General features: G+C 69.3%; 13 protein-coding genes. 5 read left to right on the top strand and 8 right to left on the bottom strand.

The window, feature by feature from the left end:
- Positions 1-21: 21 nt before the first annotated feature.
- On the top strand, positions 22-1164 hold the full coding sequence (locus AB0I34_RS25675; protein ID WP_360449424.1) for a serine hydrolase domain-containing protein: 1143 nt from the start codon (positions 22-24) through the stop codon (positions 1162-1164).
- A gap of 82 nt (positions 1165-1246) precedes the next feature.
- The gene (locus tag AB0I34_RS25670; RefSeq protein ID WP_360449421.1) at positions 1247-2395 is read left to right on the top strand and encodes a serine hydrolase domain-containing protein; all 1149 of its coding nucleotides are present in this window, start codon (positions 1247-1249) and stop codon (positions 2393-2395) included.
- 37 nt (positions 2396-2432) lie between these two features.
- On the opposite strand, the gene AB0I34_RS25665 is transcribed toward AB0I34_RS25670, so the two are convergent.
- From AB0I34_RS25665 to AB0I34_RS25650, 4 genes are all read right to left on the bottom strand, one after another.
- Positions 2433-3011, bottom strand: a complete 579-nt coding sequence (locus AB0I34_RS25665; RefSeq protein ID WP_360449418.1) for a dihydrofolate reductase family protein — start codon at positions 3009-3011, stop codon at positions 2433-2435.
- 80 nt (positions 3012-3091) lie between these two features.
- Complete coding sequence (recQ, locus tag AB0I34_RS25660) at positions 3092-4927, bottom strand: DNA helicase RecQ (RefSeq protein ID WP_360449416.1); 1836 nt, start codon at positions 4925-4927, stop codon at positions 3092-3094.
- A gap of 58 nt (positions 4928-4985) precedes the next feature.
- Positions 4986-5417 carry a VOC family protein gene (locus AB0I34_RS25655; protein WP_360449413.1) on the bottom strand — a complete coding sequence of 144 codons (432 nt, stop codon included), beginning with the start codon at positions 5415-5417 and terminating at the stop codon, positions 4986-4988.
- A complete protein-coding gene (locus AB0I34_RS25650) occupies positions 5414-6256 on the bottom strand; it encodes a helix-turn-helix domain-containing protein (protein ID WP_360449410.1) in 843 nt (280 codons plus the stop codon). The genes AB0I34_RS25655 and AB0I34_RS25650 overlap by 4 nt, the downstream gene beginning before the upstream one ends.
- 122 nt (positions 6257-6378) lie before the next feature.
- On the opposite strand from AB0I34_RS25650, the gene ilvD reads away from it, so the two are divergent.
- Positions 6379-8229 (top strand): dihydroxy-acid dehydratase, encoded by a 1851-nt coding sequence (gene ilvD / locus AB0I34_RS25645; protein ID WP_360449407.1) that lies wholly within the window; start codon positions 6379-6381, stop codon positions 8227-8229.
- On the opposite strand, the gene AB0I34_RS25640 is transcribed toward ilvD, so the two are convergent.
- The 4 genes from AB0I34_RS25640 to AB0I34_RS25625 are packed head-to-tail and all read right to left on the bottom strand — an operon-like array spanning position 8226 to position 10336.
- Positions 8226-8528 (bottom strand): type II toxin-antitoxin system PemK/MazF family toxin, encoded by a 303-nt coding sequence (locus AB0I34_RS25640; protein WP_360449405.1) that lies wholly within the window; start codon positions 8526-8528, stop codon positions 8226-8228. The two genes, ilvD and AB0I34_RS25640, sit on opposite strands and share 4 nt — an antisense overlap.
- Positions 8528-8764, bottom strand: a complete 237-nt coding sequence (locus AB0I34_RS25635; protein WP_329475872.1) for a YlcI/YnfO family protein — start codon at positions 8762-8764, stop codon at positions 8528-8530. Before AB0I34_RS25635 ends, AB0I34_RS25640 begins: the two co-directional genes overlap by 1 nt.
- Positions 8765-8788: 24 nt before the next feature.
- Positions 8789-9616 carry an SDR family NAD(P)-dependent oxidoreductase gene (locus tag AB0I34_RS25630; RefSeq protein ID WP_360449402.1) on the bottom strand — a complete coding sequence of 276 codons (828 nt, stop codon included), beginning with the start codon at positions 9614-9616 and terminating at the stop codon, positions 8789-8791.
- 51 nt (positions 9617-9667) lie between these two features.
- Positions 9668-10336: an LON peptidase substrate-binding domain-containing protein gene (locus tag AB0I34_RS25625; protein WP_360449399.1), complete on the bottom strand. Its 669-nt coding sequence runs from the start codon at positions 10334-10336 to the stop codon at positions 9668-9670.
- Between the two features lie 101 nt (positions 10337-10437).
- Here AB0I34_RS25625 and hisD point away from each other — a divergent pair, with 101 nt between their 5' ends.
- Together hisD and AB0I34_RS25615 are read left to right on the top strand one after the other, a co-directional pair.
- The gene (hisD, locus tag AB0I34_RS25620) at positions 10438-11775 is read left to right on the top strand and encodes a histidinol dehydrogenase (protein ID WP_360449396.1); all 1338 of its coding nucleotides are present in this window, start codon (positions 10438-10440) and stop codon (positions 11773-11775) included.
- On the top strand, positions 11775-12899 hold the full coding sequence (locus tag AB0I34_RS25615; RefSeq protein WP_360449394.1) for a histidinol-phosphate transaminase: 1125 nt from the start codon (positions 11775-11777) through the stop codon (positions 12897-12899). Before hisD ends, AB0I34_RS25615 begins: the two co-directional genes overlap by 1 nt.
- Positions 12900-12951 lie beyond the last annotated feature (52 nt).

Genomic DNA, 12951 nt, shown 5'->3' with positions numbered 1-12951 from the left:
CTCCGGTGCCACTATCGAAGGATGGTGAAATCGGGGATGGCGGTGCTGCTGGTGCTGACGTTGGTGGGTTGTTCGGGTGGGAGCCCGGCCACGAGTACGCCGGCCACGGCCGCAATCTTCCTTGATCCGGCGACGACGCCGCTCGATCAGGCGAAGGCGAAGGCCTTGCAGGACGTGCTCGCGAAGATCGTCGCGACGCAGGACCTCGAGTCGGGCTCGCGGGGTGTGACGGCCACGGTCGTCACCGATCGGTGGACCTGGTCCGGGGCGGCGGGGAAGGACGCCCGGGGTACGGCGTTGACCGCGGACACGAGCATGGCGGTCGCGAGCATCACGAAGACGTTCGTCGCGGCGGAGGTGATGCTGCTGGCGAAAGCGAGGAAGGTCGACCTGGACGCGCCGATCTCGACGTACGTGAAGCACAGGCTGACCGCCAACAAGGCGACCGTCAGGCAGCATCTCTCGATGACATCCGGCGTGCCGAACTACCTGCCCGAGGACTACGCGCGGATGGACAAGGCGATCGCGACCGCGCCGAGTGAGCACTGGACGCATGAGCAGGCCTTGTCCTACGACACCGCGCCGGTCGGAGCACCGGGCAGCACCTACAACTACAGCAATCCCAGCTACGTGCTGCTCGGGCTGCTGATCGAGAAGGTGACCGGGCAGCCGCTCGCGACCGTGCTCCGCCGGGACTTGGCTACGCCGGCCGGGCTGCAGCACGCCGCCTTCCAGGACGGGGAGAAGCCGCAGCCGCCCGCTGTGGTCGACGCCAACCCAGGGTGTGGCTCGGCGAACGACGGCTATCTCCCGTGCCGCTCGATCGCCAGCCTGTCGGCGGCGAACGGAGGGCTCGCCGCCGACGCGCCGACGATCGCGCGCTGGGGATACCAGCTGTACGGCGGCCGCATACTTCCGGCCGACCTGGTGAGCGAGATGACCAAGGGCGAGGGCGAGTACGGGCTCGGGACGATGCTGTTCACCGGACGGTTCGGCATCGGTACGGCGTTCGGCCACCGCGGTGAGATGGCCGACCACACCAGCCTGCTGGTCGTGATCCCGGAGAAGAGACTCTCCGTCGCCCTGCTCCTTGCCGATGGCAACAAACAGGTCGACACCGCGATGGCCGGACTCCTCACCGCCGTCCAGCCGTTGCTGAACTGACCTCCGCGGGCGCACCCAGGCCGCCGGATCCCGCAGCGGCAGAGCACTGCCCCCCGGACGGTTTCGGTGGCATGATCGAAGGATGAGGTGGAGCGCGGCCGCCCTCTTGGTGATCGCGCTGGTGGGGTGCTCTGGTGGGGGAGACGAACCGGCAGCGGCGCCGATCATCCCTGTCACGATGCCGGCGTTCCCGGATCCGGGAACAACAGCGCTCGAACCGGGGAAAGCCCAGGCTCTGCAGAACGTGCTCGCGAAGATCGTCGCATTCCCGGACAGCCCGGCAGGTTCACGGGGGGCGACCGCGGCGGTCGTCACCGATCGTTGGACGTGGTCCGGAGCGGCCGGCAAGGACATCCGGGGAACGGCGTTGCGCCCGGACACGAGTATGCCGGTCGCCAGCATCACGAAGACCTTCATCGCCGCGGAGGTGATGCTGCTCGCCAAGGCCGGGAAGGTCGACCTGGACAAACCGATCTCGACGTACGTGCAGCACAAGCTGACGGCGAACGGCGCGACCGTCCGGCAGCACCTGTCGATGACGTCCGGTGTTCTCGACTTCGAGGGGATCGACTTCGCCCACCTGGACACGGCGATCGCGGCTGCTCCTGGTCGGCATTGGAGGCTCGGGGAGGTGCTGTCGTTCCACAGCTCGAAGGTTGGTCCGCCGAACAGCCCCTTCAGTTACAGCAATCCCAGCTACGAGCTGCTCGGCATGCTGATCGAGAAGGTGACTGCCCAGCCGCTCGCCACCGTCCTGCGTCGCGACCTGGCCACACCGGCCGGGCTGAAGCACGCAGCCTTCCAGGACGGGGAGAAGCCGCAGGCGCCGGCCGTGCAGGACGACAACGAGTCCTGCGGCGAGCCTGACGGTTACCTCCCGTGCCGCGCCTTCGCGAGCTCGATCGCAGCCGCAGGTGGGCTGGCCGCCGACGCGCCCACTGTCGCGCGCTGGGGATACCAGCTGTACGGCGGACGCGTGCTGCCGGCCGGCCTGGCCGGCGAGATGATCAAGGGCGACGGCGAGTACGGGCTGGGGACGATGCTGTTCACGCTGCAGTTCGGCCTCGACACGGCGTACGGCCATGGCGGGGACATGCCTGACCACTCCAGCATGATGGTCGTGATCCCGGCGAAGAAGGTCTCGGTCGCGCTGCTCGTTGCCGACGGCGAGAGGCACCTGGACGGCGCGATCGTCGAGCTGACCACGGCCCTCCGACCCTTGCTCGGGTGAGCCGGGACCGGAGGCCCATCGCCAGGCAGTGCTCGGCTCAGCGCCGGACGCGGTAGCGGATGTGGGTGGCTGCCGGGGTGTCGATCACCCGCGCGACCTCCAGTTCGATCCGTTCCGGCAGGACGTCGAACAGGCGCATCCCGCCGCCGAACAGCACCGGGACCTGGTCGATCTGCAGCTCGTCGAGTACGCCCGCCTCGAGCGCCTTCTGGGCGGTGACCGCACCGTGGACCAGGACGTCCTTGTCCCTGGCCGCGGCCTTCGCCTGCGCCATCGCGGTCTCGATGTCGGAGACGAACTTCACCGTCTCGTACTTCGCGGCCGCCTCAGGCACCGGTTGGCGGCTGAGCACGAAGATCGGCACGCCGTGGTGGTCGCCGCCGTAGAAGTCGACCTGTTCCGCCGTACGCCGGCCGACCAGCACCGCGCCGGTCGCGTTCAGTTCGTCCCAGACCTCACCGGCCGGCCCCTCCGGCCGGCCGAACTCGCCGTCCGCGCGCTCGTACCACTTGTGCAACCGCATGAAGCCGTCGCCGCCCGGGTTGCCCGGACGGTCGTTCGGGCCCGCGATGTACCCGTCGAGGGACATCGCCATCAACAACACCGATGAAGACATGATCCTGCTCCTTCACTCCGCAGAGCGCGGCCGACCCGCGCTCATACCCTCGCGTCGAAGGAACCCGGCCGGACTCGACATCAGTCCGGCGCGGACAGCGCCTCCAGGACGCCCTCGCCGTACTTGGCCAGCTTGTTCTCGCCGATGCCGCTGATGGTGCCCAGCGCGGCCAGGCTGCCGGGGAGGTCGGTGGCGATCTGGCGGAGCGTCGCGTCGTGGAAGATGACGTACGCCGGGACGCCCTGCTCCTTCGCGACGGCGGCACGCCAGGTCCGTAGCCGCTCGAAGACCGGAGCCGCCTCGGGGGACAGGTCCGCCGCCGCCTTCTTCTTCGACCCCGACGAGGACTTCGACCGCATCCGCTCCGGCTCCCGGCGCATCATCACCTCGCGCCGGCGGCCGAGCACCTCGCCGCTCTCGTCGGTGAGCACCAGCGTCCCGTAGTCGCCCTCGACCGCGAGCAGCCGCAGCGCCAGCAACTGCCGGATCACGCCGCGCCACTCGGTGTCCTTCAGTTCGGTGCCGATCCCGAACACACTCAGCTGGTCGTGCCGGAACTGCTTGACCTTCTCGGTCTCCTTGCCGAGCAGGATGTCGATCAGCTGGCCTGCACCGAACTTCTGGCCCCGCTCGTGCTGCAGCCGGTACACGGTCGACAGCAGCTTCTGCGCCGCGATCGTCCCGTCCCACGACTCCGGCGGAGTCAGGCAGGTGTCGCAGTTCCCGCACGCGTCGCCGTGCTGACCGAAGTACGCGAGCAGTTGCGATCGGCGGCACTGCACGGTCTCGCACAACGCGAGCATCGCGTCGAGATGCGCACTGAGCCGCCGCCGATGCGCGAGATCGCCCTCGGAGGTGTCGATCATCTTCCGCTGCTGAACGACGTCCTGCAGCCCGTACGCGAGCCACGCGGTGGACGGCAGCCCGTCGCGCCCTGCGCGGCCGGTCTCCTGGTAATAGCCCTCGACCGACTTCGGCAGATCGAGATGGGCGACGAAGCGGACGTCGGGCTTGTCGATGCCCATCCCGAACGCGATCGTCGCGACCACGACCAGCCCGTCCTCGCGCAGGAACCTGGCCTGGTTGGCGGCGCGGGTCCGACTGTCCAGGCCGGCGTGGTACGGCACGGCCTCGATCCCGTTCTGGGTCAGGAACGTCGCGGTCTTCTCGACGCTGTTGCGGGACAGGCAGTAGACGATGCCCGCGTCGCCGGAATGCTCGGTCCGGAGCAGGTCGAGCAACTGCCGCTGCGGGCTGTCCTTCGGCACGATCCGGTACTGGATGTTCGGCCGGTCGAAGCTCGCGACGAAGTGCTTCGCGTCGGTCAGCTTCAACCGGGTCGCGATCTCCTGGTGCGTCGCCTCCGTGGCGGTCGCGGTCAGCGCGATCCGCGGTACGTCGGGCCAGCGCTCGTGCAACTCCGACAGCATCAGGTAGTCGGGCCGGAAGTCGTGGCCCCACTGGGACACACAGTGCGCTTCGTCGATCGCGAACAGTGCGATCTTGCCCTGGTCGAGCAGCCGCACGGTCGACTCCACCCGGAGCCGCTCGGGGGCCAGGTAGAGCAGGTCCAGCTCGCCGGCCAGGAACGCCTGCTCGACCTCGCGCCGCTGCTCGAAGTCCTGGGTCGAGTTGAGGAAGCCGGCCCGGACCCCGAGCGCGGTCAGCGCGTCGACCTGGTCCTGCATCAGCGCGATCAGTGGCGAGATCACCACGCCCACGCCGGATCTGACCAGCGCCGGGATCTGGTAGCACAGCGACTTGCCACCACCGGTCGGCATCAGCACCAAGGCGTCCCCACCGGCAACGACCGTGTCGATGATCTCGGCCTGCTGACCGCGGAAGGCGTCGTACCCGAAGACTCGGCTCAGCACTTCGACGGCTTCGGAAACGGGCAGCCCGGGTGTCTCGGTCACCCCGCGAGTCTAATGAGATCGCCACGTCGATGCTGGGCGTGCGGCACGATCCTGTGGATTACTCGGGGATCTCGCCGGCATAGGTGCCGACGCTCCAGATGTTGCCCTCGGGATCGCGGACGGTGAAGCCGCGGGATCCGTAGTCCGCGTCGGACAGGCCGCGGACCACGACCGCGCCGGCGGCGACCGCGCGGCCGATCAGGCTGTCCGGGTCGTCGTGGACGAGATACACCGACTGGGGCACGTCGGCCAGCGCACTGAACTCGTCCGCTTCGGACTTGGCGTCGCTCGAGCCGACCATGATGCCGCCACCGGTCGGCCAGGACAGCTCGGCATGAGCAACCGAACCCTCAGCCGCTCCGGGGTACGACGCGACCAGGACGAACCCGAGTCCCTCGGTGAGGAACGTCAGTGCGGCCTGTCCGTCCTTGTAGTGCAGACCCGGCCAGACGCCGATCACGGTCTTCTTCTGTTCAGTCGTCGTGTTCATGCCTCCAACTCTTCGGCCCAGGCCGGGACGAAGTCTTGAAGATTTGGGAGCTCCTCGACCAGCCACTGGCGCGGCGAGCAGCCCGCGATCGCCTGCCACTCCCTGGTCAGATGCGCCTGATCGGCGTACCCGAACTCGGCGGACAGGTCGGCGAGCCGGATCGCCGGCTGCCGTCGCAACCGCCCGACCGCCCGCTCGAACCGCAGTACGCGCGCCGCCACCTTCGGCGGCAGCCCGAATTCGGCAGTGAACCGATCGGTCAGATGCCGCCGGCTCCAACCGACCTCCGCGGCCAGCTCTTGTACGCCGATCGCCCCGCCGGCGTCACGCAGTCGTCGCCAGGCCCAGCTGACCTCCGGACGCACCTCATGTGCAGGCGTGTCCGCCATCCGCCGGAGGAACAGCGTCTCGAGTAGGTCCATGCGCTCGTCCCAACCCGGGGCCTCCCGCAGCTGCTCCGTCAGCACGCGGGCGGGCCGGCCGAGCACCTCGTCGAGGCCGACGACGGTGGACGCGAGCTCACCCGGTGGCAGGCCGAGCAGGACGCGCGCCGCGGCCGGCGTCAGTGACAGCTGGACGCCTGCCCGGCTGGGTGTCGCGCCGATATGGACCGCGGTCGAGTGCAGTCCGCCGACCAGTGCGTCGTACTTCTCCACCGGACAGTCGGGCCAGGCGACGCCCAGCGGATCGTCGAGGGTGATGACGAGCGTCAGGTACCGCGAGGGCAGGCCGCGGTGCAGCTCCGGGGGATCGCCGTGGTACGCGTACCCGCTCACGTCACCGACGTACGGGCGCAAGGCAGGATGCACCGCTCGCGTGTGGTGTTCCATCCCAGCCATGTGCTCAGGCTAGATCCGGCGTCCGACAGAATCATCCGCTCCACAATCCGGGACCCGCGTACCGGCATCCGGACGCACGTGGCAACATCAATGGGGTCGTTCTACTGCGAGGAGATGCCGTCGTGCCTGCCCTGAGGTCCCGTACCGTCACCCACGGCCGCAACATGGCCGGCGCCCGCGCCCTCATGCAGGCCTCCGGGGTCGCCCGGGAGGACTTCGGCAAACCGATCGTCGCGGTGGCGAACAGCTTCACCGAGTTCGTCCCCGGCCACACCCACCTGGCGCCGGTCGGCCGGATCGTGTCCGAGGCGATCCACGCGGCCGGTGGGATCGCGCGCGAGTTCAACACGATCGCCGTCGACGACGGCATCGCGATGGGCCACGGCGGCATGCTCTACAGCCTGCCGTCGCGGGACCTGATCGCCGACTCGGTCGAGTACATGGTCGAGGCACACTGCGCCGACGCGCTGGTCTGCATCTCGAACTGCGACAAGATCACCCCGGGCATGCTGAACGCCGCGCTCCGGCTGAACATCCCGACCGTGTTCGTCTCCGGCGGCCCGATGGAGGCCGGCCGGGCCACGCTGGTCGACGGCACCGTGCGCAAGCTGGACCTGATCGATGCGATGTCCGAGGCGGTGAACGAGAACGTCTCCGACGCCGACATCCTGCGGATCGAGGAGAACGCCTGCCCGACCTGCGGCTCCTGCTCCGGCATGTTCACCGCGAACTCGATGAACTGCCTGACCGAGGCGATCGGCCTGTCGCTGCCCGGCAACGGTTCGGTGCTCGCCACCCACACCGCCCGGAAGGCCCTGTACGAGAAGGCCGGCGAGACCGTCGTACAGATCACCAAGCGGTACTACGACAACGACGACGCGACCGTACTGCCGCGCAACATCGCGTCCCGCGAGGCGTTCGGGAACGCGATGGCGCTGGACATCGCGATGGGCGGGTCGACCAACACGATCCTGCACCTGCTCGCGGCCGCGCAGGAGGCCGAGGTCGGCTTCGACCTGGACGACATCAACGCGGTGTCGCGCCGGGTGCCGTGCCTGGCCAAGGTCGCGCCGAACGTCGCGCCGGGCGGGACGTACTACATGGAGGACGTGCACCGGGCCGGCGGCATCCCGGCGATCCTGGGTGAGCTGCACCGGGCCGGACTGCTGAACGAGAACATCCACACGGTCCACAGCGACTCGATCGACGACTGGCTGAAGACCTGGGACGTGCGTGGCGGTTCGCCGTCGCCGGAAGCCGTGGAGCTGTGGCACGCGGCGCCTGGGTGCAAGCGGTCGGCGACCGCGTTCTCGCAGTCGGAGCGGTGGGAGACCCTCGACACCGACGCGGCCGGCGGATGCATCCGCGACCTCGAGCACGCCTACTCCAAGGACGGCGGCCTCGCCGTACTGAAGGGCAACCTGGCCGTCGACGGCTGCGTCGTGAAGACGGCCGGGGTGGACGAGTCGATCTGGACGTTCCAGGGTCCCGCGGTGGTGTGCGAGTCGCAGGAGGAAGCGGTCGAGAAGATCCTTGCCAAGCAGGTCCAGCCGGGTGACGTCGTGGTGATCCGGTACGAGGGCCCGAAGGGCGGCCCCGGGATGCAGGAGATGCTGTACCCGACGTCGTTCTTGAAGGGCCGCGGCCTGGGCAAGGTCTGCGCGCTCGTCACCGACGGCCGCTTCTCCGGCGGCACCTCGGGCCTGTCCATCGGACATGCCTCCCCGGAAGCCGCGTCCGGCGGGACCATCGCGCTGGTCCAGGACGGCGACCAGATCCGCATCGATATCCCGAACCGCTCGATCGAGCTGCTGGTCGACGAGGCCGAGCTGACCGTACGCCGGGATGCCCTCGGCGGCGTCTACGCCCCGCGCGCACGCGAGCGCAAGGTCTCGCAGGCACTCCGCGCGTACGCCGCCATGGCCACGAGCGCGGACAAGGGCGCGGTGCGCGACGTGAGCAAGCTCGGCTAGAGCTCGAGGTCGAAGGCGAGGGTGATGGCCTCGGCCAGGGCGGGTTCCTGGTCGGGGTGGAGGTAGCCGATCAGGCGGCCGAGCTGGGCCTTCGGGATGGTCTGGATGTTGTCGCAGGAGATCGCGCTCTGATGGTCGAGCCCGTTCTCCGGGCCGACCAGTACCTCGGTGGACAGGCCGCGGATCGTGCTGGTGATCGGCGCCACCGTCACGTTGGTCAGGCGTGGGCGGATGAGTTCACGCGTCAGCACCACGACCGGCCGCGGTTTGTCGAGCCGGGCGATGTGGAGCGGCCGCATCAGTCGAGGTCGGTGAGCACGGTGCCGGCGGCCGCGGGCGCCAGGCCCTCCAGGTCGGGGTAGTCGCCGTGCTCGGTCAGGATGGCGAGGTCGCGGGCGGCCAGCTCGCGGCGGCGCTCACGCTCCATCGCCCGGGCGACCACGGACGCCCGGCTCGTTGCCTTGTCGGTCGCCACCAACTGGTCCATGAAGTCGACCAGTTCGTCCGGCAACCGCACGGTGATCTGCTTGCTCATACCAGAACCATACCGCGCTGGGATTCACTTCGGTAGGGCGGTCTGCTCCGCGCAGGTCTGCCACAGCCGCTCGGCGGTCGCCTGGTCCTGCGCCGCGGCGGACGGCTGGGTAAGTTTCTTGTCCGAGTAGTAGCCGCCGGCCCCGGCCTCAGCTCCCGTCGCGAGCCACACCAGCGTCTCGGCGCCCTGCTCCGGTGTCTTGGCGAACGGCTTGGTCATCGCCATCATGGCCTTCATCAGCCGGCCGTTGTTGGTGTTGAACCCGGTGGAGACCAGCCCGGGCTCGAACGAGTACGCCTGGACCCCTCGCCGGGCCAGCTCCACGGTGAGCAGGATCGTCGCGAGCTTCGTCTCGCCGTACCGGCGCAGCGGGCCGCCGGTCATCCGGGTGGTGGTGGAGTAGAACCGCTCCCCGGTCAGGTCGTCGAAGTCGATGCGCTTCGCCTTCGCGTGCTCGTCCGAGACGGTCATGATCACCCGGCCGCCGGGGGAGAGGTGGTCGGTCAGCAGATTGGTGATCAGGTACGGCGCGAGCACGTTCAACGCCCAGGTCAGCTCGATCCCTTCCGGCGAGAGCTGATGGGTGCCGTAGATCGCGCCGGCGTTGTTCACCAGCACGTCGATGGCCGGCGCCCGGTCCGCGACGTCGGCGACCATCGTCCGGATCGAGGCCTGCGAGGTCAGGTCGGCCTCGAAAACGTCCGCCCCGCCGAGGTCGGCGGCGACCTTCTCGGCCTTCGCCCGATTCCGCGCCACGAGCCCGATGCGTGCGCCCTGCTGACTCAGCTCGCGTGCAGCCGCCAGCCCGATGCCGTTGGTTCCCCCGGTGATCAGTACGTATTTCCCGTCCATCCCCAGCCCCTTCGAGAAGGTCCCCTGGGTCTACTACAACCCCGGCGGGGGTCAGTTCGGCGACATCGTCGACCAGCTGAGGTCGGTGTCGGGCAGCGACGGGAGCGCGGCGATGGCGGCCAGCTCGGTGTCCAGCAGGCCGACGAGCTGGGCCAGCCGGGCCGTGGTGTCGGTCGCTTCGAGCAACTTCTGCCGGTCCGGGGTGAGCAGCGTCATCGCGGCCGACATCAGGTACGACAGTGTGCTCGGGTCGTCCGGCAGTTCGCCGATGTGCAGGCCCGGGCGGCTGATCTCGGTGACGGCCGCGGCGTACCGGCGGAACCGTTCGATCGCGATGGTCGCCGTACCGAGTGGGTCGTCGCCCAGCTCCTCGTCCAGCCACTCGACGTCCGCGACCAGGTAGTCGCCGCCGCCGTCCAGCTCGGCCACCTTGAACCGGCGGTTGCCGGTCAGCGTGAGCTCGACCGGTCCGTCGTCGTCGGCGTCGAGGGTGATCTCCGAGATCGTCGCCGCACAACCGGTCCCGTAGAGCGACCGGAACACCCGCTCACCCAGCTCGTACCCGTCCCGGACGGCCAGTGCGCCGCAGACGAGTTCACCGCCGTTCTCGACCAGGTCGCGGACGACCGCGCGGCCCTGGACATCGGTGACCGGAATGGGGAGCACCAGCCCGGGGAAGATCACCGTCTCGACAGTGAGCAGCGGCAGGCGGGAGTCCATGCTGTCGAGCGTAGTGGACGATCACCCCGATCACGGCTCGTGATCGGCCGCGTGGTGGATAGGGCGCAGGGACGGCGGGTCGTCACCACTAGACTGAGCCCATGATTCGCCGCGTCGACCTGCGGGGCCGAGTGGCGGCCGGAGAGGTGTCCGACCTCCAAGCCGAAGTGAATGCCCTCGTCCCCCGAGCCGTGTTCGACGTCGAGAAGGCTCTCGACGTCGTCCGACCGATCTGTCTGGACGTCCGCCATCGTGGACTCGAGGCGATCAAGGAGTACGGCGAGAAGTTCGACCATGTGCGTGTCGACGAGGTCCGCGTCCCGGCCGAGGCACTGAAGACCGCGCTGGAGGAGCTCGACCCCGAGGTCCGTGCGGCGTTCGAGGAGTCGATCCGCCGGGTCCGCGAGGTCAGCCAGGACGAGCTCACCCCCGACATCGCCTCCGAGCCCGCCCCCGGTGGCCGGGTGACGCAGCGGTTCGTCCCCGTCCAGCGCGTCGGGCTGTACGTGCCGGGTGGTCGTGCGCCACTGGCGTCATCCGTCGTGATGAACGTCGTACCGGCGCAGGTTGCCGGCGTCCCGTCTCTGGCCGTCGCGTCACCGCCACAGAAGGAGTTCGGCGGCCTGCCGCACCCGACGGTGCTGGCGGTGTGTGCGCTGCTCGGGATCGAAGAGGTCTACGCGATGGGCGGCGCGCAGGCGATCGCCGGCTTCGCCTACGGCTTCGGTGCTGGTGTCACGGGCTGCCGGAAGGTCAACCTGATCACGGGTCCCGGCAACATCTATGTGGTCGCGGCCAAGCGGTTCCTGCTGGGTGAGGTCGGCATCGACTCCGAGGCCGGCCCGACCGAGATCGCGATCCTCGCCGACGACACCGCGGACCCGCAGCACGTCGCCGCCGACCTGATCAGCCAGGCCGAGCACGACCCGATGGCCGCCAGCGTGCTGGTGACGCCGTCGGAAACGCTGGCAACCAAGGTGGAGGCCGAGCTGTCGGTGCAGGTCGCGAAGACCAAGCACCAGGACCGGGTCACCGAAGCGCTCAACGGTCAGCAGTCGGCCGTCGTACTCGTGGACGATCTGGACCAGGGGACCGCGGTGGTGGATGCGTACGCCGCCGAGCACCTGGAGATCCAGACCGCGGACGCGGAGGAGCGGGCCGGGCTGATCACCAACGCCGGCGCGATCTTCGTCGGCGGCTGGTCGCCGGTCTCGCTGGGCGACTACTGCGCTGGGTCCAACCACGTCCTCCCGACCGCCGGCTGTGCCTGCCACTCGTCGGGGCTGTCCGTGCGCAGCTTCCTGAAGGCGATGCACGTCGTGAACTACTCGCGCGACGCCCTGCAGGAGGTGGCCGGCCACGTGGTCGCGCTGGCGCACGCCGAGGACCTGCCGGCCCACGGCGCCGCGGTGTCGGTGCGATTCCCCGGGGAGGACTGATGGGCCGCTTCGACGGGCTGCCGCTCCGCGACGAGCTGAAGAGCTTCGAGCCGTACGGCGCCCCGCAACTCGATGTCCCGGTGCTGCTCAACGTCAACGAGAACCCGTACCCGCCGAGCGAGGAGACCGTCGCCGACATCGCAGCGTCGGTCACCGAGGCGGCGCGTGGCCTGAACCGCTACCCGGACCGTGAGTTCCTGGAGCTGCGTGCGGAGCTCGCGGCGTATCTGGGCCGGGAGTCCGGCGCGCAGCTGACCGCCGAGCAGGTCTGGGCGGCCAACGGCTCCAACGAGGTCATGCTGCACATCCTGCAGGCCTTCGGCGGACCAGGACGTACGGCGCTCTCGTTCGCGCCGACGTACTCGATGTATCCGGAGTACGCGCGGGACACGAACACGGCCTGGGTGACCGGCCGCCGGGCCGAGGACTTCACCCTCGACCAGAGCAAGGCGCTGGCCGCGATCTCGCGGCATCACCCGTCCGTCGTACTGCTCGCCTCGCCGAACAACCCGACCGGGACGGCGCTGCCGATCGACGTGGTCGAGGCGATCGCCGCCCGGACCGCCGCGGTCGGCTCGGTCCTGGTGGTCGACGAGGCGTACGCCGAGTTCCGCCGTACCGGGACGCCGAGTGCGGTGACGCTGCTGCCGTCATACCCGAATCTCGCGGTGGCGCGGACGATGTCGAAGGCGTTCGCGCTGGCCGGTGGCCGGGTCGGATACCTTGCCGCGAGCAAGCAGTTGGTGGACGCACTGCGGATCGTGCGGCTGCCGTACCACCTGTCCGCTGTGACGCAGGCGGTCGCGCGGGCAGCACTGCGGCACTCCGACGAGCTGCTCGGCCGGGTCGAGCAGTTGCGGGTGGAGCGCGACGAGACGGTCGACTGGCTGCGGGCGCAGGGCCTGCGTGCGGTCGACTCGGACGCGAACTTCGTCCTGTTCGGAACGTTCGCCGACCGGCACGCCGTCTGGCAGTCGCTGCTGGACGACGGCGTACTGATCCGCGAGACCGGCCCGGACGGCTGGCTGCGGGTTTCCATCGGCACCGGCGCCGAGATGGCCGCATTCCGCATTTCACTGGAGCGTGTACTGAAGACCGACGTGGGAAGGCTGACACATGAGTGAGCGAAGCGAGCTCATAAGACAACATGGTCGCCAATGCGGGGAATGCGCGCCC

The sequence above is a fragment of the Kribbella sp. NPDC050281 genome (assembly GCF_040655855.1).
GTDB lineage: Bacteria > Actinomycetota > Actinomycetes > Propionibacteriales > Kribbellaceae > Kribbella.
Note: the sequence above shows the minus strand (reverse complement) of the source record. Positions and strands in the feature narration are given on the sequence as shown.

Excerpts from the sequence above, each read along its gene's own strand:
- AB0I34_RS25675 (WP_360449424.1), top strand. The coding sequence starts at position 22 with ATGGTGAAATCGGGGATGGCGGTGCTGCTGGTGCTGACGTTGGTGGGT.
- AB0I34_RS25670 (WP_360449421.1), top strand. The coding sequence starts at position 1,247 with ATGAGGTGGAGCGCGGCCGCCCTCTTGGTGATCGCGCTGGTGGGGTGC.
- AB0I34_RS25665 (WP_360449418.1), bottom strand. The coding sequence starts at position 3,011 with ATGTCTTCATCGGTGTTGTTGATGGCGATGTCCCTCGACGGGTACATC.
- AB0I34_RS25655 (WP_360449413.1), bottom strand. The coding sequence starts at position 5,417 with ATGAACACGACGACTGAACAGAAGAAGACCGTGATCGGCGTCTGGCCG.
- AB0I34_RS25650 (WP_360449410.1), bottom strand. The coding sequence starts at position 6,256 with ATGGCTGGGATGGAACACCACACGCGAGCGGTGCATCCTGCCTTGCGC.
- AB0I34_RS25640 (WP_360449405.1), bottom strand. The coding sequence starts at position 8,528 with ATGCGGCCGCTCCACATCGCCCGGCTCGACAAACCGCGGCCGGTCGTG.
- AB0I34_RS25635 (WP_329475872.1), bottom strand. The coding sequence starts at position 8,764 with ATGAGCAAGCAGATCACCGTGCGGTTGCCGGACGAACTGGTCGACTTC.
- AB0I34_RS25630 (WP_360449402.1), bottom strand. The coding sequence starts at position 9,616 with ATGGACGGGAAATACGTACTGATCACCGGGGGAACCAACGGCATCGGG.
- AB0I34_RS25625 (WP_360449399.1), bottom strand. The coding sequence starts at position 10,336 with ATGGACTCCCGCCTGCCGCTGCTCACTGTCGAGACGGTGATCTTCCCC.
- hisD (WP_360449396.1), top strand. The coding sequence starts at position 10,438 with ATGATTCGCCGCGTCGACCTGCGGGGCCGAGTGGCGGCCGGAGAGGTG.
- AB0I34_RS25615 (WP_360449394.1), top strand. The coding sequence starts at position 11,775 with ATGGGCCGCTTCGACGGGCTGCCGCTCCGCGACGAGCTGAAGAGCTTC.